Here is a 21,257-nt window from a genome sequence, read left to right as displayed (position 1 = left end):
CCTTAGCGAACGCCAAGGCCCATCTGCATCAAAGTCTTGCGCACGCGGGGCAGGGAATAGAGCGCGCTCAGCCCCATCGCCCGTGCATCCCGCAGCGGCCGCGTCTCGATCATCGAGGCGCGGTTCAGCAGATCAATGCCTTTGACGCGCATCTCGATCTCGGTGTGACGGGCCTTGTGATAGGCGCCCAGCATCTGTTCGTCTCCCAGACCTTCGGGCCGGGCCTGTGCCAAATCCAGCAGGCAACGCAGGTCGCCCAGAGACATGTTCAATCCTTGTGCCCCGATGGGAGGCACCACATGCGCCGCCTCGGCCATCAGCGCAATGCGTTCACCCGCCAACCGTTCCGCCGATTGGCTGATGATCGGCCAGATCGTTCTGCGGGATGCCAATTTCAGCGGGCCGAACAAACCGCAGGACCGAGAGGTCATGGCGGCCTCGAATGCCTCGGGTTCCAGGTTCAGAAGTTCAACGGCCTTCGGGCCGCGCTCCATCCAGACGATAGCGGACGAGGGCTGCCCGTTCCAGTCCGGCAGAGGCACCAGCGTGAACGGCCCCCCGGATCTGTGAATCTCAGTCGAGACATTCTCGTGTGGAATGGGGTGCGTCACCGCAAATGCCAACGCTTTTTGTCCATATCGAGTTGTGTGTACCTCGATGCCGGCCGCTTCGCGCATTGGCGAATTGCGACCATCGGCAGCAATCACAAGTCTGCACCGAACGCGGCGGCCATCGCTCAGGCCCACGCGGGCCTCGGCGGTTCGGGTGAACAGGCTGGTGGTCGCGGTGCCGGGGCGGAAATCGACATTCGGCAACTCGGCCAGTCGTGCCACCATTTCACGGCGCAACAGCCAGTTGGGCAGGTTCCAGCCGAAAGGTTGTTCGGAGATGTCGGCCGCGTTGAAGTCGCGAACGACGCGTGGCTCGGGCAAGTCGCCCCCGGCGTCAACGATCCGCATGACTTGCAACGGGGCTGCCTGTGCATCCAGTCTTGCCCACAGACCGCATTGTTCCAGCAGGCCGCGCGCAGGCTGCAAGAAAGCCGTTGTACGCAGGTCCGACCCGTCCACGTCCCGCTCGGTGATCGGAGGGCTCGGATCAACGCAGATCACTTCAAAACCTGCTGTTCCGAATACCGCCGCAGCGGTCAGACCGGCGATCCCGCCACCGGAAATCAGGATGTCACAGCTGTCGGACATGGCGCCTCTCATCATTCTGGGCAGAACCTAGTTCGGATCTGCCCCAAGTGCCAAGTGACATCCTGTCCCGTATTTCAGCCCCGTGAAATCAGGATGAGGATCAGAAACATCAGCGGCACCATCATAAGGGCAGGGATGTAGAGACCGGGAAGGCCGAACAACATGATGGAGCAGCCCCACATGCTGAAAATCGCAGCGGCGGTGTAATACAAGTCTTCTGCCTTGGCGTTGACCGCGTCGCGCGCCAGCCATCCAAAGACGGGAATTGCAAAGAAAAGGCGCTGCCAAATCGGTAGGCGCAGCGGCATGTCAATCGCGCTCATCGGGGTCTCCATCTGTTCGTCGCTGCCGCGCATATAGGGGTGTGGAAGCGCGTGCAGAACGTGCAGATCGTCGCAGTGTGACAGCCTATCGCAGGCGCGACAGAAACGCGGTCAGATCGTCCGTGTGATGGTGGATGTGATCGGCTTCATGCGGGTCCGGAGAAACATGAACCGTGCGCATTCCCATCTGGTGCGGGGCCGCGAGATTGCGTGGTTCATCTTCGAACATGGCCGCCGTTTCTGTCTGAAGGCCGTCCTGTTCAAAAATCGCTTCGAACGCAGCTTTTTCGGGCTTTGGTCGGTACCCTGCATGTTCAACACCGTATATCGCGTCGAACAGGCCTGTCAGGCCGCGTGCCTCGAGGACCCGTTCCGCGTAGGGCGCGCTGCCGTTGGTGTAGACGATCCGCCGGCCGGGAAGAGCGCGGATGTGATCGGCCAGTTCCGCATCCGGGTCCATGTGGCTCATGTCAACCTGATGTACCGCGTGCAGGTAGGGGGCGGGGTCCAGATCATGTTCGGCCATCAACCCGGCCAGCGTGGTCCCGTATTCCCGCCAGTAATGAGCGCGCAGCCGGTCGGCCTCGGCCCGGTCAACACCGATGGCTTGCACCACATAATCCGTCATCAGAACTTCTATCTGATCGAACAGCCGCATATGCGGTGGGTATAGGGTGTTGTCCAGATCGAACACCCATTGTGTGACATGACTAAACGAAGGTTTGACCATGGCTTGGGTTTAGGGCGCAGTCGGTCGGTTTTCAATGCTGTACTTGATCGCCGCCCCCTGTCACGGCTAGACATGTCCGAACGAGGAGACAAACGATCCCATGAGCCAGACCCGATCCCCGACCAAGGACGCCTACAGCCTTATCCTGGAAGCCATCGATGTGGGTGTCTACAAACCCGGTGATCGGTTGGTGGAAAGCGAACTGGCAGAGCGTTTCGGAGTGTCACGCACCCCGATCCGCGAAGCGTTGCAACGGTTGGAAACCCAGTCTTTGCTGGAACGGGACGGGCGGTCGTTGATCGTCGCATCCCTGGATCACAACCAGATGGCCGAGCTTTACATCGTGCGCCGGGAACTTGAAGGGCTGGCTGCGCGCCTTGCCGCAAAGCACGCCACTGAGGAAGAAATCAAGGTTCTTCAGGACATGGTTGTCGAAGACGACAAGTTGATCGATGACCCAACGGCTTTGTCGCGCGCCAACCGGCGGTTTCACGAACAGATTCATCTGGCATCACACAATCGCTATCTGGTTCAGCAGCTTGATCTGGTTCACCGGACCATGGCTTTGATGGCGACTACTTCGCTGGCTGTTCAGGGGCGTGGCGAGATTGCGCAAAGTGAGCATAAGGGAATCGTCGAGGCCATCGCGGCCCGAGACGAAGAAGCCGCAGGGCAGGCGTTAAAGGAGCATATTTCAATCGCCTTCATGACACGTCTGAAACAGGATGCCAGTCGACGCGACAAGTGAACGTCAGGCCAGTGGAACGTCTTCGCTGGCCTGCCCGTGTTGGGTTTTGTCCCAAAAAAACGGATTTGTCGCCAGTTCCCACAGGGCTTTGTAACCGGCGACCACCCCCAGCGGGAAATACAGACACATCGTCGGGACCCACGGCAGCAAAAACCGACGTTCACGCGCGGATACAGCGATGATCCCGACGCATGTGTTCAGGGCCTCGGTTGCCAGAAACAGCCAGATCAGCGCCATTGTGATCTGCTGCGGCAGGATCTGCTCCATCGGATTGGGCATGCCCAGGGCGTACAACCAGAAAATCCATAGAACAGGGGCCAGCAGGAACTGACCCAGAGTGCCCAGAAAGAATGCCTGTAGGCCGATAAACTGGGCCGCACCCAAATCTGCATACAGTTTCCGCGGGTCCCGCATGTGCACAAGATAGGTGACCATGAACCCCTTGAGCCAGCGTGAGCGTTGCTTCACCCACGGCCAGGCACGGAAATTCGCCTCTTCGAAGGTGGCGGTGTCCACCATCTCGGTCCGGTAACCCGCCCGGCAAAGCCGCACGCCCAAATCGGCATCTTCGGTGACATTGTGGGCGTCCCAACCGCCCAGTTCCAACAGCTTTTCGCGGCGGAAAAAGAACGTCGTTCCCCCAAGCGGGACGACCAGCCCCATACGTGCGATGCCCGGTAGGATCACGCGAAACCAGCCGTTGTATTCGATGGTGAAACAGCGTGACCGCCAGTTCGTGCGAGGGTTGTAGTAGTCCAAAACACCTTGCAGGCAAACCACCTCGGGCGAAGCTTGGGTGAAATGCGCAACCACTCGTTCAATCTGATCTGGCTGTGGTGCGTCTTCGGCATCCCAAACGCCAACAATGTCACCACGGCAAAAATCCAGCGCGTAATTCATGGCGCGCGGTTTGGTGGTCAACCCGTTCAGTTCCGGGACTTCAACAACACGCATCCAACTGGGCAGAGCCACTCGCGCAAGGGCGTCGCGCGTCACGTCATCGGTCGCCTCGAGCACGAGAATGACGTCCAGCAGCGCTTTGGGATAGGTCAGCCTTTGAAGCCGTTGCACCAGAGCACTCGCGATTTCTCGCTCCTTGTACAACGGCACCATGATGGACACGCAGGGGTGACGCAGCGCGATCGCCGCCTCTGTTGGCTGGGTCGGCTTTTTCATGCGGTCGCTGAGACAGGCCAGGGCGCCCATTATCCGAAAGGCTGCAAAAAGAACCAAACTACCTACGGCCGCGCCCAACAAAACCATCAATCCAAACGAAGGGAACAGGGCGAAAAGACACAGCACACCCAGCGTTGTTGCTGATGATACGAGCCGGGACCCGGCGGTCCAGTTGCGGCAGCTTTGTGCCGCGTTCACACGGGTTTCGGCCGCTTTTGCGAGCGTCCGCGCGAAGTGCTGTGCAATGACCCTGTCGATCTGATGAGAATCCGCAAGAACCGGCAGGATGGCACAGTCGCAATCCTGCATCTCGGCTGCCACGGTTGCAAAACGATCGGGCCGGGCAGTGGCGACCAAAACCAGAGGGCCGATGCGCATCCAAGGAATGACATTGTTCTCAAGCCAGAAATCTACCGGCTTCAGGTTACACAATCCGGGCATCGGTGGAATTTGTTCGAGGTCCGCGATCTGCCACCCGAACTGCGTCGACAGGGCCTTCAGAACGTCCTGCCTGGTGGCATACCCCTCGCCAACCAGAATCTCGCCAAGCGGCGCTTTCTGCCTGGTCTGCAAGCTCAACGCATGGTCCAGTTGCGAGCGCGTGATAACCTCGGTTTCCAGCAGGCAAGCGCCCAGCGGTTTGCGAAAACCGGGCGCAGGAATCGGGGTGGCGGTTGTAAAATTCTGAAGGTTAAGTTCAACCATAAAGAAACCCTGGCACAGTTACCTGCGCTCAGGGTTGATCAAACAAGGTTAATGTGCCGTTAACTCTGGTAACTTAAGGGTTTATGCCTGCTCTTTTTTCTTTTCCATCGCATCGGTGAAACGTTCGAACAGGTAAAAACTGTCCTGGGGTCCGGGCGACGCTTCGGGGTGGTATTGTACCGAGTATACAGGTCTGTCAGTCATGCGGATCCCGCAGTTCGAGCCGTCAAACAGTGATCTGTGGGTCTCGACCACGCCCTCCGGTAAAGACTGTGCGTCCACGGCGAAACCGTGATTCATCGACGTGATTTCGACCTTGCCGGTTTCCAGATCCTTGACCGGGTGGTTCGCGCCGTGGTGGCCGTGGTTCATCTTGACTGTCTGACCGCCCAACGCCAGCGCCAGCATCTGGTGGCCAAGGCAGATACCAAAGACGGGCAGATCGGTTGTATCCAGAATTTCCTTGATCATCGGCACAGCATAGGCACCCGTTGCGGCCGGGTCGCCGGGGCCGTTCGACAGGAAAACGCCATCCGGCTGATGGGCCAGCACTTCGGCAGCCGTCGCCGTCGCTGGCAAAACGGTTACATCACATCCAGCCGAGGCGAGACAGCGCAGAATGTTGCGCTTTGCTCCATAATCGACAGCCACGACTTTGTGGGCGGGGGCCTCTTGCCGCTTGTATCCTTCCGGCCAGGCCCAGCGCATTTCATCCCAGCGGTAGCTTTGGGCACAGGTGACTTCCTTGGCCAAGTCCATACCTTCCAGCCCGGCAAAGCCGCGGGCCGCAGCAACCAGTGCTTCGATGTCGAAATTGCCCTCGGGATCATGAGCCAGCGCCACATGCGGCGCGCCCTGCTGGCGGATGGCGCGGGTCAGACGGCGGGTATCAACGCCGCCGATGGCGATGCGTCCACGGCGGGCAAGCCAGCCCTTGAGTTCTTCGGCCGAGCGCCAGTTTGACGGCTCGGTCGGATCCCATTTGACGACCATTCCAGCGGCGACCGGATCACCGGTTTCGTCATCTTCCGGGTTCACGCCGACATTGCCGATATGGGGGAAGGTAAAGGTGACGATCTGCCCGGCATAGGATGGATCGGTCATGATTTCCTGATATCCGGACATCGCTGTGTTGAAGCAGAGCTCAGCCACGGTCTGTCCGGTTGCTCCGAAACCGATGCCGTAAAACAGCGTTCCGTCGGCCAAAGCCAGACATGCGGTGGGCTTGGACGGGGCGTTCTGGGCCATGGCGCGACTCTCCTGCAAGGTAAACCGGCGCATACCTAAGGGGGTTAAGCGCTTGGGTCAAGTCTGTTCAATTTTTGGGCTATTGTTATTTTTCAAAGGGTTAAGCTTGGTCGCCCCCGGTTGTAACACGCTTTTTGTTTAGATATGTTCGGGGTTCCGTTGTCATGGGGATGGACAAGCCAAATGGACATGCGATCACGGGTGAATGCCGCCCTGAAGCAAGCAATGAAAGACAAAGCAGCTGAGCGTCTGTCGACACTGCGGTTGATCAACGCGGCCATCAAGGACCGCGACATCGCCGCGCGCGCCTCGGACAATGAAGAGGTCAAGGGCTGCGGTGATGCAGAGGTGCTTGAAATACTTGGTAAAATGACCAAGCAACGTAAGGAAAGTGCGCGCGCCTATGAAGAGGGCGGACGCCTGGACCTGGCCGAGCGCGAGATGCAGGAAGTCGCCGTCATCGAAGAGTTTCTGCCCAAGCAGCTGGATGATGATGAAGTGTCAAAGGCGATTCATGCCGCGATTACTTCAACCGGTGCCGGTTCCATTCGGGACATGGGCAAGGTCATGGGCGAGCTGAAGACCCGCTATACCGGACAGATGGACTTCGGCAAGGTCGGACCCATGGTCAAGGACCAACTCTGCGCCGCATCAAACGGCGACTGCTGAGACACCTACTGCGCGACAGGATCGCGCAGTTTTCTGGCCAGGTCGTCGTAGAGCGTGATACGCTCGTCTTCCGACAAAAACGCCCCGATTTCGACCTCACGCCCGTCTCCGACGAGCGTGACGTAGTGTGGCACCGGACCACCTTTTTCGTACATCTCAGGTCGTGCCCAATAGCGATTGCACGACCATTCCTGTTGGTCCTTGCCCGGGGTGTGATGCACCAGGCGGGCTTGTGAACCGGACAAGGTGAAAACCTCAAACGCACTGCGCGCGCGATAGTTCGCCTGAATCCCCAGCCAAAGCCCAAGCACCGTCAACAGCAGAAACGGTAGCAGGCCCCACAACACGACCGACCCAAGCACGGCCAACAATGGGATCAAGCCGAACAGAAATACAGACAGGATGGCAATCATCGCCCCACGTCGCGGCAGAGAGTTATGCGGCCAGAGGCGCAGTTCCTGTTCGGTTTCGGATGTCTGATTCCACTTGTACGGCATACCGGAAACATATCGCAGTGACGCCTCATGTCGACGGATTTTGATCAGACCACGTGGCCCACACGCGCCCAGGACAAGGCGTCATCCAAACGGTCGTCGCCCCAGAACACCTCTTGCCTCACCACGAAGCTGGGGGCGCCGAAAACACCCAGTTTCACGGCGACGTCTGTTTCAGCTTCCAGCGCGGTGACGATATCCGGGCTGCGCGCGCGGGCCAGTGTCAGACGAGGGTCCTGCTGGCACCGTAGCAAAGCTTCGGACAGGGCGCTTTCGCTGCCCGCCTCGACGCCATCCTCGAACCAGATGCGGTATAGGTTCTGGGTAAATGACTTGCCCCACCCATCCGTCATGCCAAGCAAAGCGACCTGATTGGCCAGGGCAAGATCGGAAATCGGATAGGGTGCGGGCAGGCTGGCGTGGATGTGATACTTGGCACAGCGCCGTTCGATATCACGCCACATATATGCGGATTTTTCGGGTTTTCCGGCGAACGGGATATTCTGCTGGGCTGACATGACCGTGCGCACATTAAAGGGCCGCCAGTTAACGGTGGCGTCATGTTCAGCGCACCAGTCGTCCAGACGCATCACGGTAAGGAAGCTGTAAGTGCTGCCGATTGAATACCAAAAGTCGATTTCCGGCATTGCCGATCCTCCGACTGTTCTGTGCGGGTATCATAGCGGATTTTGGTACACTTGGCGAACCGGCAGAGGTGGAAACGAAAAAACCCCGCCACGTGGGCGGGGTTTCCTTGGATCAGATCGGGATCAGTGCGCGTGGCCTTTGTCCCAGTCTTCCTGCTTGGGCAGCTGCTCGAACGTGTGTTCGGGCGGCGGCGTCGGCAGGGTCCATTCCAGCGTATCCGCGTATTCGTTCCACGGGTTCGGACGTGTCTCTTTCGCGCCACGGAACAGGGCGTAGAACACGATACCGAAGAACAGCAGGAATGAGGCGAACGAGATAAATGCGCCGATCGACGAAACGAAGTTCCACTGGGCGAATGCCTCGGGGTAGTCGATGTAGCGGCGCGGCATGCCCTGACGGCCCAGGAAGTGCTGCGGGAAGAAGGTCAGGTTGGCGCCGATGAAGAACAGCCAGAAGTGAACCTTGCCCCAGAACTCAGAGTACTGACGGCCCGTCATCTTGCTGAAGTAGAAGTACACCCCAGCAAAGATCGCGAAGACAGCACCCAGCGACATCACGTAGTGGAAGTGTGCCACAACATAGTAAGTGTCATGATAGGCACGGTCGACACCGGCCTGCGACAGAACCACACCGGTCACACCGCCGACGGTGAACAGGAACAGGAAGCCGAAGGCGAATAGCATCGGTGTCTTGAACTCGATCGAGCCGCCCCACATGGTGGCGATCCACGAGAACACCTTGACCCCCGTCGGAACCGCGATGACCATCGTGGCCAGCATGAAATAGGCCTGCTGACGCAGCGACATGCCGACGGTGTACATGTGGTGCGCCCACACGACAAAGCCCAGCACGCCGATTGCGATGATCGCCCATACCATCGGCAGATAGCCGAAGATCGGCTTGCGCGAGAAGGTGGCGATCACGTGGCTGATGATGCCGAAACCGGGCAGGATCACGATGTAAACTTCCGGGTGACCAAAGAACCACAGGATGTGCTGATACAGGATCGGGTCACCGCCACCGGCCGGATCAAAGAAGGTGAAGCCAAAGTTGCGGTCCATCAGCAGCATGGTGATCGCGCCTGCCAGAACCGGCAGCGACAGCAGAATCAGCCATGAGGTGACGAAGATCGACCAGCTGAACAGCGGTACCTTGAACAGGGTCATGCCCGGGGCACGCATGTTCAGGAAGGTGGTGATCATGTTGATCGCGCCGAGGATCGAGGAGGCGCCCGATACGTGCACGGCGAAAATCGCCAGGTCCATGGACATACCGCCTTCGGTCGTCGACAGCGGCGGATACAGAACCCAGCCCACACCCGAGCCGAGCTGATCGTTACCACCCGGGCTGAGCAGCGAGGCAACACCCAGCGAGGTGCCGGCGACATACAGCCAGAAGGACAGGTTGTTCATCCGCGGGAACGCCATGTCCGGCGCACCGATCTGCAACGGCATGAAATAGTTGCCAAATCCGCCGAACAGGGCAGGGATGACAACGAAGAACATCATCAGAACACCGTGATAGGTGATCATCACGTTCCACAAGTGTCCGTTGGGGGTACATGGGTCGGCCATGAAGCCTTCCAGGCACATGTACTGAACGCCCGGGTGCATCAGCTCGAGCCGCATGTAAACGGTCATCGCCACCGAGATCAGACCGGCAAGGGCCGAAACGACCAGGTACAGAATCCCGATGTCCTTGTGGTTGGTCGACATGAACCAGCGCTGGAAAAAGCTGCGCTGATCTTCATGGTCGTGACCGTGAATGGCTGCGTCTGCCATTATAGGTGCCTCCTGTTGCAACTGCACCGCGCAGTCGGACCTCTCCAACGCGCGGGATTCCTGCTGGTTTTAGAATGTGAAGAGGGCACCTTCAATGGCCGAGTTTGATCTGGATCAAGATTAATTGTCGCGGGCACGCGGGTGCTGCACGGTTTTCCGGCCTTTAACGTTGGGTATCTGGGCATGGCGGATAAGAATTCAAGCCCGGACTGTCGATGCGGCATGGGCGTGGGCAGAGTTCCGCCTTGACCGTTGCCCGCGTGCGTCTCAGAACTGTGCCAACACCCGCAATCCAGAGGTTTGAGATGGCTGATTACGACCCCGACAATATCTTTGCCAAAATCCTGCGCGAAGAAATCCCGTGCATGCGCGTGTACGAGGATGATGAAACGCTGGCTTTCATGGATATCATGCCGCGCGTGGACGGGCATCTTTTGGTGATCCCCAAAACACCATGCCGCAACGTACTGGATGCCACGCCCGAGCAACTGACGGCGGTTATAAAAACGGTGCAGAAGATGGCCCGGGCGGTCAAGTCTGCATTCGACGCGGACGGGGTGACTATTCAGCAATTCAACGAGGCGGCAGGCGGGCAGGAAGTCTTCCACCTGCATTTCCACGTCCTGCCGCGCCACGAAGGGGTTTCCATGCGCCCGCCGGGCAAGATGGGGGATTTCGAGCTTATCGGTGAACACGCGAAAAAGATCAGCGCCGCTCTCGTCTGATCATTCGGCGCCATGGGGCCCCATGCATTCGCCATGATCCTGAAACGCGTGCAGCACGGCACAGACATGATCGTGCTGCCCGTCGCAGGCCGCTGAAATTCGGGTCAGTTCAGCCTGGAGGTTTTGCAGACGGGCGATCCGGTCCCGGAGATCGGCCAGTTGTTTTTGGGCAATTTCGTGCGCCCGGTTAAGGTCGCTGCCAGACGCGCCTTCTAGGGACAGCAAGCCCACGACGTCGGCCAGTGGCAATCCCAGATCACGGCAATGGCGAATGAAGATCAGCCGTTTCGACGCGGTATCGTCATACCGGCGTTGATTGCCCGGCGTTCGCTCTGGCTTGGGCAACAGGCCTTTGTCTTCATAGAACCGGATTGTCGGAATTTTCACTCCGGTTCGGCGCGATAAGTCCCCGATCGAATACATTTTTCGGTTTTGACCCCTTGAACCTCTAGTGGCTAGAGGAATTACATGCTCTGGGAAGCCGTAACAAGGGACATGAAACGATATGGCACACCAGCATTCCCACACCGGGCATGGTCACCAACACAACCACATTGATCCAGACGCTGGCGATGCGCGCGTCGCCTGGGCGATTGCGGTGAACATGTTCCTGACATTGGCTCAGGTCATCGGGGGCATCATTTCGGGTTCTCTGGCGTTGATTGCCGATGCGCTGCACAATTTTTCGGATGCTGTTGCGTTGATCATCGCGTTTTTTGCCCGCAAGATTGCACGGCGTCCGGCCGATCCACGGATGAGCTTTGGCTATGGCCGGGCCGAAGTCGTTGCGGCCTTGGTCAATTACACCACGTTGATCGTGTTGTCGGTCTATCTGTTCTACGAAGGCGTCATGCGGTTTTTTGAACCCGAGCCGATCAACGGATGGCTTGTGGTCTGGGTCGCCGCGCTGGCATTGGTGGTCGATCTCATAACCGCTGCTCTGACGTATACTATGGCCAAGGACAGCATGAATATCCGGGCCGCATTCATCCATAATGTTGCGGACGCCTTGGGATCAATCGCCGTGATCGTAGCGGGCACCGCAGTGATCCTGTTCGGCTGGACATGGGTGGACCCGGCGGTGACGATCCTGATCTCGGTCTACATCATGTGGCATGTCAAAGAAGAGATAGGCGAGACGGTCCGCGTTCTGATGCTGGGCGCTCCGCCCGACCTAGAGCCAGAGCAGGTTGCCGCGGCGATCGAAGAAACGGATGGGGTGGCCGAAGTGCATCACGTGCATTTGTGGAGCATGCAGGAACGGCAGCCCGCGCTGACGGCGCATCTGGTCATCGATGCGAACGCGTGGGCAGATGCCGAAATGGTACGGGACAGTGTCAGGCAGACGCTGCAAGTTCGTTTCGGGGTGGGGCATGCGACGCTCGAACTGGAACAGGCCGACCGCGCCTGCGTCGGTTCGTCCCGATTTGGCCATCAGGAAGAATAGCAGTGTCTGAAAGAGAATTGCCGTTCCGATTTGGGGTCGGAACGGCAGACTCGTAACCAAACACTTCTCGGATTTCGAGGGCGAGCCCTGGATCACCGGTTAACATACCACTCACTCTTGATTGGCAGTTCCATATTACTCGTTAACAGGGTCTTTGTATCTACCTGAGTTAATAAATGCTTAAAGACTTCCATAAATCCATCGAATTCAGGGTTAATTGCCTTACGCATGGGAAACAGAGCCAGCCGGCCACAGGGATTGTTGTTTGCAACAGAGGCGCGCAGCGATTCGCTGCGCAGTGATCGACAGATGGATTCAGGGCGCCACAGGGCCAAAAACGTCTGCGAATGTCTTTTTCAGCGCGGCATCAAGGTCTGCCATCGTTACCGGCAAGCCCAGATCGACCAATGAGGTCACGCCGTATTCGCTGATCCCGCAAGGGACGATGCCGGAAAAATGTTCCAGATCCGGTTCGACATTCACCGAGATTCCGTGAAAACTGACCCATTTGCGCAGGCGCAGTCCAATGGCGGCGATCTTGTCTTCTGCCGGTTTGCCGGTCACTGTCAACGGCTTGTCATCACGCCGAACCCAAACCCCTACGCGCCCATCACGGATCTCGCCTTGCACGTTGAATTCTGCCAGCGCCGAGATCACCCAGGTCTCCAGCTGTTTCACAAACTGACGCACGTCGCGACCACGTTTGTTCAAGTCCAGCATGACATAGGCCACACGTTGACCGGGCCCGTGATAGGTGTATTCGCCGCCGCGTTTGCTTGCGTAAACCGGAAAACGATCGGGGTCGGTCAGATCCTCGATCTTGGCCGAAGTGCCGGCCGTATACAGCGGCGGGTGTTCCAGCAGCCAGACACATTCTTCGGCTTCGCCATTTGCGATTGCGGCGACGCGCGCCTCCATAAAGGCAACGGCGTCGTCATAGCTGGTCAGACCATCGGTGATTTTCCATTCCATGCCGGTCTCATATCCGTCTGAATCGGTCAAGAAAAGGGGTCAGGCGGCCTCGGACAGGCAACGTTGCAGCACCTGGGTATAGGTTTCAGACCCCTGCGCGCCGGTCAGCAGGTATTTCCCGCCAAAAACCATGGATGGCACGCCTGAAATGCCCCGGCTGGTCCAGAACAGCTGCTTTTCACGCACCGGGGCCATGTGTTCTCCGCTTTCAAGCGCTTGTCGCGCCGTATCCGCGTCCAGCCCGATGGATCGAACAGCCTCCAGCAGAACATCCATATCGGAAACATCCCGCTGCGCTGTGAAATATGCGTCGAACAGAGCCAGTTTCAAAGGATGCTGTCGGCCGACTGATTCCGCCCAATCCAGCAACTGATGCGCCGCGAATGTGTTCACCATTCTGCTGTCATCGTCGAAGTTGAAGGCAAAGCCGAGCTTGGCCCCGATCGAGGTAAGCTTGTCCCGTGCCTGCTGACTTTGCTCGGCGGTCGAGCCGTATTTCGCCATGATATGTTCACGCAGGTTTTGGCCTTCGGGTGGCATGTCCGGGTTCAACTCGAACGGATGCCAGCGAAGCCGGGCAAGGACACCCTGTTGCTGCAACGCCATGTCAAGCTGTCGAAACCCGACAACGCACCAGGGACACACAACATCCGAGACGATATCGATCTGAACGATCGGGCGGTTATCGGGCGGTGGCATTGTGTGGCTCCTGTCAGGTCAATAGCGTGTTGTCCACTGGAGAGATATGCCCGTGGCGAAGGAATTTAAACCACTGCGTTTTTGCCTCTTCACATCGCGCGCACCAACGTCTATACGCCGCGTTACCAAGTCATTGGCAGTGCGGTCGTGGCGGAATTGGTAGACGCGCAGCGTTGAGGTCGCTGTGGGGTAACTCCCGTGGAAGTTCGAGTCTTCTCGACCGCACCAACTTTCAGAGAAAGAACAGGTAGTTGAGGGCGGGTGCGAAGATTGCATTCGGTGTGGTGCCCACTGTGCGACGTCCGAAAGGGTTGCCGAAGACAGAGGTGCCATGTGAAAGATCCGCTTTCAGAACTTGAATCAGTTCCGCATTTTGGACGTTCATCGGAATGCCGAGGTTTCTGCCCGGTAGCACCCCTAGGGTATTTTCTTGGTCGGCCATTCTGAAACACGAACAGGCCGCAGTCTCGCTGAGTGTGACATTTCAGGTGTTCAGGTGACGGGCGCAACCTGACCCGTGACCTGAACCCAAGGCCCGGTCCTCTCTAGACCTTTTGGAAATAGACGCCCACACCATCGATTTCGTTGATCGCGGGTGGCTGATAGCCCACTTCGTCAAGATAGTCATGAACGGCAGCTTTGGCTGCGGGAACCACGTGATAGTCGTCAACGATGATCCAACCACCTTTCGAGACCTTGCCGAAGAGGTGCCGCAAAGGATCTATGGTTGATTCATACATGTCGCCGTCAAGACGCAGCACTGCAATCTGCTCACTGGGCACCAGTGGCATAGTGTCCTTGAAAAAGCCCTCGATGAGCACGACATTATCGTCCAAAAGCCCGAACTTTTCAAAATTTGCCCTTACAGAATCGGCTGACACGGCCAGGGCATCGTACTTGTGGAAATCAGACCCCTTGTCGTGAGGATACAGTTCTTCATTCGGCTCGGGCAACCCCTTGAAAGAGTCACACAGAACGACACGTCTGTCATTCTGGCCATATGTAAAGAGTACCGCTTTCGCAAAGATGCTGGCACCGCCACGCCATACTCCGGTTTCGACAAAATCGCCGGGAACCTGGTTGCCGATGACGGATTCCACCATGGCGCGAACATTGGCCAATCTCTTGCTGCCCACCATAGTGAAAGCAACAGACGGCCAATCCCAGCCGTATTCACGGTTTTTGGAGTCATAATCCGGTTTGGTGTCTCCAAACAGAATTGGTGGGTCTTCATAGATCGTGCCATCCAGGGCACGGGCAACCGTGGTCAGATATTGTTCCCGAAGTTCCGCGAGCATAGATTATAACCTTGCATAGATGTCTGGCTGGTTCTGACCTCTCAGCTGTGAAGTTTCAACAAGATTCGCTGGAAATCGCCTATAGGGTTGGTCAAATGGAGGCACATTTCCTGTCAACTGCGTTTTTTTCAACTCAGACGTGCCTTAACTCTCAGCTTTGACGTCCAGAATGAAACATATCTTTTTTGACGCTACGAATTACGCGAATGTTTGCGCCAACTTCAGCATCAGTCTTGGCGAATATGGTCGGACCCAACTCATTTGTTAGGCCGTGGAACGGCTGCCTCGCGCTTTCTTTCTGCGTTTGATGTAAAGGAAGCTTGTAAACCTGTGCCTTTCAGGAGATGAAGCACACCAGCCATCAGGTAAGGGCATAGTGGTGAGCAAATTTACGGTAGTTGTCTCGACTGTGTTGCGCTCAGTTTCAGGCGGTTCGCAACAGAAGAAAATTCAACCGATAGCCTAGTCCGAGCGGAACAGATGTACCGTTGACGGCGTCAATTTTTTCGCCACGGTCGATATTGCGGAATACCACGAAATCACATCGAACGATAACGAGTTTCTGCTGGTGAAAACCCGCGAAATGATCGAGGCTGAACTGGATTGCACCTCGAAGATCGATGTTAACAATATCGTCGATATCGGAGTATGGCAGGGTGGGAGCGTGGCGCTTCTCGATCGTGTATTTCAGCCTGACAAAGTGGTTGCAGTTGAATAATCGACGCGCGAACTGCCTCACCTTGACGCCTATATCGAAAGGTACTCGCGGCAGGATAACGTGCGGCTGTACAAGGGGATAAGTCAAGCGGACATCAATCGGTTCGGAGAATTGCTGGACGCAGAGTTCGGCGACGAGAAGATTGATCTCGTCATAGATGACGCATCGCACCAGTATTCGGAAACGTTGTTGTCGTTCAACCTCGTTTTTCCGCGCATGTCGGAAGGCGGCGTCTTCGTCCTTGAAGACTGGCAATGGTCCACGATGGAAGAACATTACAATTCCGACTATTTCGAAGGGAAAAAGGCGCTGGCGAATCTGGTGCTTCAATGCGTCATGTCCTGCGCCTGCCGGCCAGATATCGTTCGCGAAGTCATCGAGAAAAATCACTCTGCAATGGTTGTTCGGGGCGAGGCTGAACTGCAAAGCGGTGCTTTTGACATTACCGAGATCGCCCGCAATCGAGGCGAGATTGTTCCCCTGATGCTATAGATCCGCAATGTTTTGGTAGGCGTGCTCTGCCGTCACGACGCCAATTGTTGTGAAGCCGGGTTTCTAAAATCAGGCTTGGTTATCCGGCGGGCAAGGCGGATGAATGGAACTTCGACAGCATAATAGATAACAGTCGCAATGGGTATCGCTACGGCTAGGGTAATAACACAGACAATTGGCACCACAATATCCGGATTGTCCGTAAGTGTTGCGGCCCATCGGGTCAGGTTTGTGTTATAGATAAGAAACGGATGCATCAGATATAGGCTGTAACTGATCTTTCCAAGAAAGCGGGTAAAAGGGTTATAGAGAAAAAAAACAGGTCGAAGCGCCTGCGATAGCGCCAGGCTTGCAAAGGCGAAGCCCCAGCCCAAAACCAGTGCGAGTGGAACCGGTTTGTTTAGCGTTTGCGCCTGATCAAGAACCGGGCCAAATAGATACATGTAAATCAACCCGGCGATCCCGGCACCGAGCGCTAGATAGCCGACGGGGCGCTCGTATGACTTAGGTGTCCAACGGTAGGCGCACCAAACGATCAGACCCAACGCAAAGTACGGGGCGTTCGTGAAAAAGCTGGTCCAATAGTAAAAATCGGGAACTTCACCCTGACTAGATAAGTTTACGAACCCCCATCCCAAGCAGGCGAGCAAAAAGAGAAGCACCGCTGACCAAATGTTCCGCCAAATCCAAAGGAAGGGGAACAGAAGATAGAAGATAGCTTCGACGCCGATTGACCAACCCGCCGGAACAAGACTGGTTTGTTCACTGGGGACAAACCCGAACAGAAATGTAATATTCCTGATGATCGTACCTGTTTCGGCCTGGACCCCAATATACAGCCAAGCAAAGAGCATCACGTAGAAGAGTGGGGCAATTCGAAAAAATCTGCGCAAGGCATAGGCCCAGCTTCGATCAAAGGACACTCCCTTTGGATAAGCTAGCGACATGGACATCGCGCTTATTATGAAAAACAGCGGCACTCCCATCGCATAGTAGTCGGCACCCCAGTTCTTGTAGTAGACGCCGAGTGGATGAATGTGCACTGCGTGTACAAACACGACCGCAGACGCAGCGATACCGCGCAGTGAATCAAGGCCATGCGCCCTTTGATCTTTAAGATTACCTGCCATGATCCACTCGAGATACCGCTTCCTTGCTGCCAAAAACCTTTGGCGACATTGAACGCCAGCTATAAATGGTTGGCGCCCGAAGGCAATCAAATTGTCGTTTTCAAGCATAAAGCCCTACGCATCGAACGCTGCCCACAGGGCTGCGATCGTCTGCGGAGTTTGGAGTTGGCAGACGTTGAACCGGCGGGCTCGTCCACTTGCAATGCATTTCCGGGGCCCGTAACAAAGCCGCAGGCAGGGATGCGCGCTATACATCTGCAAAGATGCGTTTTTTCCCGCTATCCTGAATTTGCGGGCCACGGGTACAGGTAGACGCGATGAGACTTGTCATATCCACGATGAAAGACGAGGGGCCGTTCATCCTGGAATGGATTGCATACTATCTTTCGATCGGCTTCACCCATTTTATCGTCAATTCGAACGATTGTTCCGATGGCACCGACACGATCCTTCAGCGGTGCCAGGAACTGGGGTTTCTGGCGCATATCGACAATCCCGGCCCGTGGGAATTTGGACCTCAGGCTTCAGCTTATGTAAACGCCATGGAACACCCCTGGTGCAAAGAAGCCGAATGGATATTGGTCTGCGACGTGGATGAATTTCTTGATATTCGCGTCGGCGACGGAACACTGGACGATTTGTTTCGTGCATTGCCGCATGCGGACGGATTTGCCGCAATCTGGCAGTTGTTCGGACACAACGGAATCGTCGAGTTCGAAGACAGGTTCGTTGTCGAGCAATTCACCCGTGCGGGCGAGCTTGGCGCCGTCAGCCCCCATAACTTGCGGGCGTTCAAATCGCTCTTTCGCAACAACGGATCGTATCGCACAATCAGCACGCATCGACCGCGCGGCCCGATACCCAACAAGGCGGATCGATTTGCCTGGGTCGACGGGGACGGTGATCCGTTGCCGCCGGCCATGCGAAGACGAGGGTGGGCGTATTCATCAACGGGCGCCGGGTTTGGGCGCAGGCTTTTTCGGATGAACCACTATGCGGTGAGGTCCGTGGAAAGCTATCTGATGAAGCGGTTGCGTGGGGATGTGAATACCTCGAGTTTTCATCCGAAGATGGAGGCAACAGGTCAGGCCTACTGGAAGCTGCATTGCTATAACGACATCGAAGAAACCTCGATCCTGTCCAAAGTTGCACGACTTCGGGAGGTTTATGAAAAGCTGCGATCCGATACTGTTCTGGGGCAATTGCATCATCAGGCAGTTGCATTTCACAAGGAACGCATCGCAAGCTTCAGAAAAACCGAGGTGGCGCAGGATTTTATCGCTAAGTTCAGCCGCTTTCGCAGCGGGCGCTATGTCAAGGCGCTGGAACTCGGCGTGATGGAAGATGGCGATCTGTCTTTCAACGCCGAAATGTACAAGGATCCGGACATCACATTTGCCCAGGTCGCGAAATGGACGCGGCTCGGCAAGATGTCCAAGCCCGAGAACTCCAAGCCATACAATTTTCCTTGGTTCGTTCGGCTCGATGCCCTCGAAACCTCGTTTGATTACGAAGAGGCCGCCGCGCAGCATGCGCAAATTACGGATGCCAAACAGGTTTCGGTGCCGTTCGACCCCAAGGATCCTGTCTACCTGCCTTCTGCCCCTCCGGAGGTTGAAAGAACAAAAGACCAGCGGCAGAGTTTTCTTCGATCAATCAGTGGTAAGAAGAATTGGGTGCTGATCGGACATGTTGAGATTGAAATCATCGAAGAAATACTTGATCTGGACGCTGTCGAGAAATTGACGGTCATAGGACCGTGGGGGCTGTCATGGGACGGTTTCACATGTCCGGATGCAACTCAGGATCCCGAGCTACAGGCTTTGGATCGCACGTTTTATGCATTGCTGGAATACTTCCGCGCCCCCATTCTTGCCGGACAATTGCGTGTCTACCGGGCGCTGCCCCCCTTGATGCTGAAGCTGTTTGAAGACGAAAGCGTCGGCGTCGTCATCATCCGCGGGGTGCGGGCAGAGCAGGTGATGAACCAGCTGTTGCGTCGGATCGACCGGGTTCTTGCGCCCGGGGGGAGTATCGCGTTCACATCTTATCGCCGTCACGGAGGCGGGTCGTATACGGGAATGAATGCGGCGATAAACAGTTTCCTCGGGCGTAATGCTGCACGATACCGGATAACCAGCTTGCAGCCACCGTGGCTTGGTATCGACAAGTTGCCACCGCTTGGCAAAAAGGACACATAGCTTCTGGTTCTTGAGGCTGTGGCGTGGTAGCCATGGCGCAATGAACAAAACGGGTTCTGAGTAAATGGGATACCCGTCTGCGAGTGAGGTCGAGATGTCAAACGAATCCAAGGTTATCGGTGTTGCGCCCGGCAGCCAGAAGAAACCGAAGGCTGACAAAGCGACCAAGCGCAAAAACAGCAAAGACGCAATCCGCCGCACATTCCTTTCCCGTTTGCCAAAGGGGGGCCTAGCCGTAGAAATCGGTGTCTGGCAGGGTGAGTTCTCTCCGACCATTCTGAAACTGATCGAGCCCAGTCAGCTTTTTCTGATCGATCCATGGAAGCATATCGGTGAGGAATCGCACACAACCGCGTTTGTGGGTCGGACCGAAGACGAAAAGATGGAGGCCATCTTCCAGAAGGTCGTAAAGACTTTCGAGGCCGAGATCGAAGAAGGCAAGGTTGGTATTATACGCGATTTTTCGGTACCTGCGTTGAAGCTTTTTGATGATGAAAGCATCTCGTTCGCCTATGTCGACGGAGACCATTCATACGAAGGCGTGACCGCTGATCTGGCCGCTTTGTTTCCCAAGATCAAACCCGGTGGGATCATGGCATTCGACGACTACCACCGCCGCGGCTGGTGGGGCGACGGGGTGATCCGTGCGGTCAACGAGTTTCTGGGCCAGCACCCCCGAGAGTTGCGCATCCGCGCGATTGCCGGCGCACAGATCGCCATCGAAAAGATTGTCCCGCAAGATGACAGCAAAGGTCAGAACGACTAGGCGGCGGGGATAAGTGGCAGCGATGGAAAAGCCTGAAAAAGTCCTCATCACCGCGATGAAGAACGAGGGTCCCTATATTCTGGAATGGGTGGCCCATCACAAGGTGCTGGGGTTTGACCGGATCATTGTCTACACCAATGATTGTACAGACGGCACCAACCAGATTCTGAGACGGTTGCAGGACTTGGGCCATGTGGAATTTCACAGGAACCGGGTTGGAACCGGAGGGATACACCGGTCTGCGCTGAGGCAGGCACGGCGCTTGCCGGTAGTGAAAGACGCAAAGTGGATATACGTCGGGGACGCGGATGAGTTCCTGAATATTCACGTTGGAAATAACAGGGTTGATGATCTGATCGAGGCAACGCCCGGCGTTGACGTTATTTCCATACCCTGGAAGATATTCTCGAACGGTGGTCGGCATGTTATGCGCGATACGCTGGTGACGCGGCAGTTCTTCGATTGTGAGCTGGATTTCGAACAAGGCGGGGCAGGGCGCCGGTTTGTCAAATCCCTCTTCAGGCAGGGCGATTTCTATCTTCGTTTCGGGTTGCACAACCCGCACCCCCGTCCCGAACTTCAGGCCGGCGTGTTCCGGTCCGTGCCCGGAGGGCACGCAACGGAACCTGCGCCCTTCGGCAACCATGTCTCGCCTCCGTTTGGATTTGAAGTCGCACAGATCAACCACTATGCCGTCAGATCCACGCAGGCCTATTTGGCCAAGCGCAGCCGAGGTCGGGCAAATCATTCCGCGCAGACACTTGGAACCGAATATTGGGACCGCTGGAACCGTGGCGGTGCCAAGGATGAAACAATCCTGCGGTACAAGGACGAAGTGGATGCGGTGCTGGAAGAGTTTCGCGCTGACGACAGGCTTCGACGGCTACATAGAAGAGCGTTCCGCTGGCACAAGGCCCTGATCAACGATCTGCTGAAACTGCCAGAGTATGATGAGCTGTACCAGAAACTTCTTGAAAAACCGGCCGTGGATTTTGTCGCAAAGGACCGTGGCGTAAGGGAACGCCTGTCGGCCAGCGCGCCGTCTTCGACTGACGAAAACCGGACAGAGTCCTGACAAAACAGCCCCT

23 protein-coding genes and 1 tRNA gene are annotated in these 21,257 nt (G+C 56.5%); 9 read left to right on the top strand and 15 right to left on the bottom strand.

Features of this window, described 5'->3' with window-relative positions:
* Positions 1-2: 2 nt before the first annotated feature.
* From ACR0LI_RS07255 to ACR0LI_RS07245, 3 genes are all read right to left on the bottom strand, one after another.
* A complete protein-coding gene (locus ACR0LI_RS07255) occupies positions 3-1,199 on the bottom strand; it encodes a UbiH/UbiF family hydroxylase (RefSeq protein ID WP_480718249.1) in 1,197 nt (398 codons plus the stop codon).
* A 74-nt stretch (positions 1,200-1,273) separates the two neighbouring features.
* Entirely contained in the window at positions 1,274-1,522 is a 249-nt protein-coding gene (locus ACR0LI_RS07250; protein WP_171228521.1) for a hypothetical protein, read from the bottom strand.
* 85 nt (positions 1,523-1,607) lie between these two features.
* Positions 1,608-2,252 (bottom strand): pyrimidine 5'-nucleotidase, encoded by a 645-nt coding sequence (locus ACR0LI_RS07245; RefSeq protein WP_480718248.1) that lies wholly within the window; start codon positions 2,250-2,252, stop codon positions 1,608-1,610.
* 100 nt (positions 2,253-2,352) lie between these two features.
* Here ACR0LI_RS07245 and ACR0LI_RS07240 point away from each other — a divergent pair, with 100 nt between their 5' ends.
* Complete coding sequence (locus ACR0LI_RS07240) at positions 2,353-3,000, top strand: GntR family transcriptional regulator (RefSeq protein WP_171633258.1); 648 nt, start codon at positions 2,353-2,355, stop codon at positions 2,998-3,000.
* 3 nt (positions 3,001-3,003) lie between these two features.
* Here ACR0LI_RS07240 and ACR0LI_RS07235 read toward each other — a convergent pair whose 3' ends face one another.
* Together ACR0LI_RS07235 and carA are read right to left on the bottom strand one after the other, a co-directional pair.
* Entirely contained in the window at positions 3,004-4,881 is a 1,878-nt protein-coding gene (locus ACR0LI_RS07235) for a glycosyltransferase (protein ID WP_480718247.1), read from the bottom strand.
* Positions 4,882-4,962: 81 nt separating this feature from the next.
* Entirely contained in the window at positions 4,963-6,129 is a 1,167-nt protein-coding gene (carA, locus tag ACR0LI_RS07230; RefSeq protein WP_480718246.1) for a glutamine-hydrolyzing carbamoyl-phosphate synthase small subunit, read from the bottom strand.
* A 183-nt stretch (positions 6,130-6,312) separates the two neighbouring features.
* On the opposite strand from carA, the gene ACR0LI_RS07225 reads away from it, so the two are divergent.
* A complete protein-coding gene (locus ACR0LI_RS07225; RefSeq protein ID WP_210092196.1) occupies positions 6,313-6,798 on the top strand; it encodes a GatB/YqeY domain-containing protein in 486 nt (161 codons plus the stop codon).
* A gap of 5 nt (positions 6,799-6,803) precedes the next feature.
* Here the strand turns inward: ACR0LI_RS07225 and ACR0LI_RS07220 are convergent, their stop codons facing one another.
* From ACR0LI_RS07220 to ctaD, 3 genes are all read right to left on the bottom strand, one after another.
* The gene (locus tag ACR0LI_RS07220) at positions 6,804-7,295 is read right to left on the bottom strand and encodes a DUF2244 domain-containing protein (RefSeq protein WP_171633245.1); all 492 of its coding nucleotides are present in this window, start codon (positions 7,293-7,295) and stop codon (positions 6,804-6,806) included.
* A gap of 44 nt (positions 7,296-7,339) precedes the next feature.
* Positions 7,340-7,939: a 2-hydroxychromene-2-carboxylate isomerase gene (locus tag ACR0LI_RS07215; RefSeq protein WP_209833399.1), complete on the bottom strand. Its 600-nt coding sequence runs from the start codon at positions 7,937-7,939 to the stop codon at positions 7,340-7,342.
* A gap of 123 nt (positions 7,940-8,062) precedes the next feature.
* The gene (gene ctaD / locus ACR0LI_RS07210) at positions 8,063-9,721 is read right to left on the bottom strand and encodes a cytochrome c oxidase subunit I (protein WP_170346621.1); all 1,659 of its coding nucleotides are present in this window, start codon (positions 9,719-9,721) and stop codon (positions 8,063-8,065) included.
* Positions 9,722-10,026: 305 nt separating this feature from the next.
* On the opposite strand from ctaD, the gene ACR0LI_RS07205 reads away from it, so the two are divergent.
* On the top strand, positions 10,027-10,446 hold the full coding sequence (locus ACR0LI_RS07205) for an HIT family protein (protein ID WP_480489927.1): 420 nt from the start codon (positions 10,027-10,029) through the stop codon (positions 10,444-10,446).
* On the opposite strand, the gene ACR0LI_RS07200 is transcribed toward ACR0LI_RS07205, so the two are convergent.
* A complete protein-coding gene (locus ACR0LI_RS07200) occupies positions 10,447-10,869 on the bottom strand; it encodes a MerR family transcriptional regulator (RefSeq protein ID WP_480718245.1) in 423 nt (140 codons plus the stop codon).
* An 82-nt stretch (positions 10,870-10,951) separates the two neighbouring features.
* Between ACR0LI_RS07200 and ACR0LI_RS07195 the strand changes: the two genes are divergently transcribed.
* A complete protein-coding gene (locus ACR0LI_RS07195; RefSeq protein WP_171723471.1) occupies positions 10,952-11,893 on the top strand; it encodes a cation diffusion facilitator family transporter in 942 nt (313 codons plus the stop codon).
* A 315-nt stretch (positions 11,894-12,208) separates the two neighbouring features.
* Here the strand turns inward: ACR0LI_RS07195 and lipB are convergent, their stop codons facing one another.
* Both lipB and ACR0LI_RS07185 read right to left on the bottom strand, forming a co-directional pair.
* Positions 12,209-12,865 carry a lipoyl(octanoyl) transferase LipB gene (lipB, locus tag ACR0LI_RS07190; protein WP_171633236.1) on the bottom strand — a complete coding sequence of 219 codons (657 nt, stop codon included), beginning with the start codon at positions 12,863-12,865 and terminating at the stop codon, positions 12,209-12,211.
* A gap of 39 nt (positions 12,866-12,904) precedes the next feature.
* On the bottom strand, positions 12,905-13,564 hold the full coding sequence (locus ACR0LI_RS07185; RefSeq protein ID WP_171723470.1) for a DsbA family oxidoreductase: 660 nt from the start codon (positions 13,562-13,564) through the stop codon (positions 12,905-12,907).
* A gap of 141 nt (positions 13,565-13,705) precedes the next feature.
* Between ACR0LI_RS07185 and ACR0LI_RS07180 the strand changes: the two genes are divergently transcribed.
* Positions 13,706-13,792: transfer RNA gene (locus tag ACR0LI_RS07180), tRNA-Leu, on the top strand.
* Positions 13,793-13,796: 4 nt separating this feature from the next.
* On the opposite strand, the gene ACR0LI_RS07175 is transcribed toward ACR0LI_RS07180, so the two are convergent.
* The 3 genes from ACR0LI_RS07175 to ACR0LI_RS07165 form a co-directional block, all read right to left on the bottom strand.
* Positions 13,797-14,006, bottom strand: a complete 210-nt coding sequence (locus ACR0LI_RS07175) for a hypothetical protein (protein WP_210092202.1) — start codon at positions 14,004-14,006, stop codon at positions 13,797-13,799.
* A gap of 103 nt (positions 14,007-14,109) precedes the next feature.
* Positions 14,110-14,862, bottom strand: coding sequence for a TylF/MycF/NovP-related O-methyltransferase (locus tag ACR0LI_RS07170; protein ID WP_480619142.1), 753 nt, complete (start codon positions 14,860-14,862; stop codon positions 14,110-14,112).
* A gap of 424 nt (positions 14,863-15,286) precedes the next feature.
* Positions 15,287-15,601, bottom strand: coding sequence for a hypothetical protein (locus ACR0LI_RS07165; protein ID WP_480718244.1), 315 nt, complete (start codon positions 15,599-15,601; stop codon positions 15,287-15,289).
* On the opposite strand from ACR0LI_RS07165, the gene ACR0LI_RS07160 reads away from it, so the two are divergent.
* Positions 15,593-16,072: a class I SAM-dependent methyltransferase gene (locus ACR0LI_RS07160; protein WP_480686161.1), complete on the top strand. Its 480-nt coding sequence runs from the start codon at positions 15,593-15,595 to the stop codon at positions 16,070-16,072. The two genes, ACR0LI_RS07165 and ACR0LI_RS07160, sit on opposite strands and share 9 nt — an antisense overlap.
* Before the next feature lie 32 nt (positions 16,073-16,104).
* On the opposite strand, the gene ACR0LI_RS07155 is transcribed toward ACR0LI_RS07160, so the two are convergent.
* A complete protein-coding gene (locus ACR0LI_RS07155) occupies positions 16,105-17,202 on the bottom strand; it encodes an acyltransferase family protein (protein ID WP_480718243.1) in 1,098 nt (365 codons plus the stop codon).
* A 317-nt stretch (positions 17,203-17,519) separates the two neighbouring features.
* On the opposite strand from ACR0LI_RS07155, the gene ACR0LI_RS07150 reads away from it, so the two are divergent.
* From ACR0LI_RS07150 to ACR0LI_RS07140, 3 genes are all read left to right on the top strand, one after another.
* Positions 17,520-19,403, top strand: coding sequence for a glycosyltransferase family 2 protein (locus ACR0LI_RS07150; protein ID WP_480718242.1), 1,884 nt, complete (start codon positions 17,520-17,522; stop codon positions 19,401-19,403).
* Between the two features lie 94 nt (positions 19,404-19,497).
* On the top strand, positions 19,498-20,169 hold the full coding sequence (locus ACR0LI_RS07145) for a class I SAM-dependent methyltransferase (protein ID WP_171723465.1): 672 nt from the start codon (positions 19,498-19,500) through the stop codon (positions 20,167-20,169).
* 22 nt (positions 20,170-20,191) lie between these two features.
* Entirely contained in the window at positions 20,192-21,244 is a 1,053-nt protein-coding gene (locus ACR0LI_RS07140) for a glycosyltransferase family 2 protein (RefSeq protein WP_171723464.1), read from the top strand.
* The last annotated feature ends 13 nt before the right edge of the window (positions 21,245-21,257 follow it).

This window comes from Ruegeria sp. CL7 (assembly GCF_056536445.1).
This window is presented reverse-complemented; position numbering and strand designations above follow the sequence as displayed.

Coding starts and splice junctions, on each gene's coding strand:
- ACR0LI_RS07255 (WP_480718249.1), bottom strand. CDS start 1,199: ATGTCCGACAGCTGTGACATCCTGATTTCCGGTGGCGGGATCGCCGGT.
- ACR0LI_RS07250 (WP_171228521.1), bottom strand. CDS start 1,522: ATGAGCGCGATTGACATGCCGCTGCGCCTACCGATTTGGCAGCGCCTT.
- ACR0LI_RS07245 (WP_480718248.1), bottom strand. CDS start 2,252: ATGGTCAAACCTTCGTTTAGTCATGTCACACAATGGGTGTTCGATCTG.
- ACR0LI_RS07240 (WP_171633258.1), top strand. CDS start 2,353: ATGAGCCAGACCCGATCCCCGACCAAGGACGCCTACAGCCTTATCCTG.
- ACR0LI_RS07235 (WP_480718247.1), bottom strand. CDS start 4,881: ATGGTTGAACTTAACCTTCAGAATTTTACAACCGCCACCCCGATTCCT.
- carA (WP_480718246.1), bottom strand. CDS start 6,129: ATGGCCCAGAACGCCCCGTCCAAGCCCACCGCATGTCTGGCTTTGGCC.
- ACR0LI_RS07225 (WP_210092196.1), top strand. CDS start 6,313: ATGGACATGCGATCACGGGTGAATGCCGCCCTGAAGCAAGCAATGAAA.
- ACR0LI_RS07220 (WP_171633245.1), bottom strand. CDS start 7,295: ATGCCGTACAAGTGGAATCAGACATCCGAAACCGAACAGGAACTGCGC.
- ACR0LI_RS07215 (WP_209833399.1), bottom strand. CDS start 7,939: ATGCCGGAAATCGACTTTTGGTATTCAATCGGCAGCACTTACAGCTTC.
- ctaD (WP_170346621.1), bottom strand. CDS start 9,721: ATGGCAGACGCAGCCATTCACGGTCACGACCATGAAGATCAGCGCAGC.
- ACR0LI_RS07205 (WP_480489927.1), top strand. CDS start 10,027: ATGGCTGATTACGACCCCGACAATATCTTTGCCAAAATCCTGCGCGAA.
- ACR0LI_RS07200 (WP_480718245.1), bottom strand. CDS start 10,869: ATGTATTCGATCGGGGACTTATCGCGCCGAACCGGAGTGAAAATTCCG.
- ACR0LI_RS07195 (WP_171723471.1), top strand. CDS start 10,952: ATGGCACACCAGCATTCCCACACCGGGCATGGTCACCAACACAACCAC.
- lipB (WP_171633236.1), bottom strand. CDS start 12,865: ATGGAATGGAAAATCACCGATGGTCTGACCAGCTATGACGACGCCGTT.
- ACR0LI_RS07185 (WP_171723470.1), bottom strand. CDS start 13,564: ATGCCACCGCCCGATAACCGCCCGATCGTTCAGATCGATATCGTCTCG.
- ACR0LI_RS07175 (WP_210092202.1), bottom strand. CDS start 14,006: ATGGCCGACCAAGAAAATACCCTAGGGGTGCTACCGGGCAGAAACCTC.
- ACR0LI_RS07170 (WP_480619142.1), bottom strand. CDS start 14,862: ATGCTCGCGGAACTTCGGGAACAATATCTGACCACGGTTGCCCGTGCC.
- ACR0LI_RS07155 (WP_480718243.1), bottom strand. CDS start 17,202: ATGGCAGGTAATCTTAAAGATCAAAGGGCGCATGGCCTTGATTCACTG.
- ACR0LI_RS07150 (WP_480718242.1), top strand. CDS start 17,520: ATGAGACTTGTCATATCCACGATGAAAGACGAGGGGCCGTTCATCCTG.
- ACR0LI_RS07145 (WP_171723465.1), top strand. CDS start 19,498: ATGTCAAACGAATCCAAGGTTATCGGTGTTGCGCCCGGCAGCCAGAAG.
- ACR0LI_RS07140 (WP_171723464.1), top strand. CDS start 20,192: ATGGAAAAGCCTGAAAAAGTCCTCATCACCGCGATGAAGAACGAGGGT.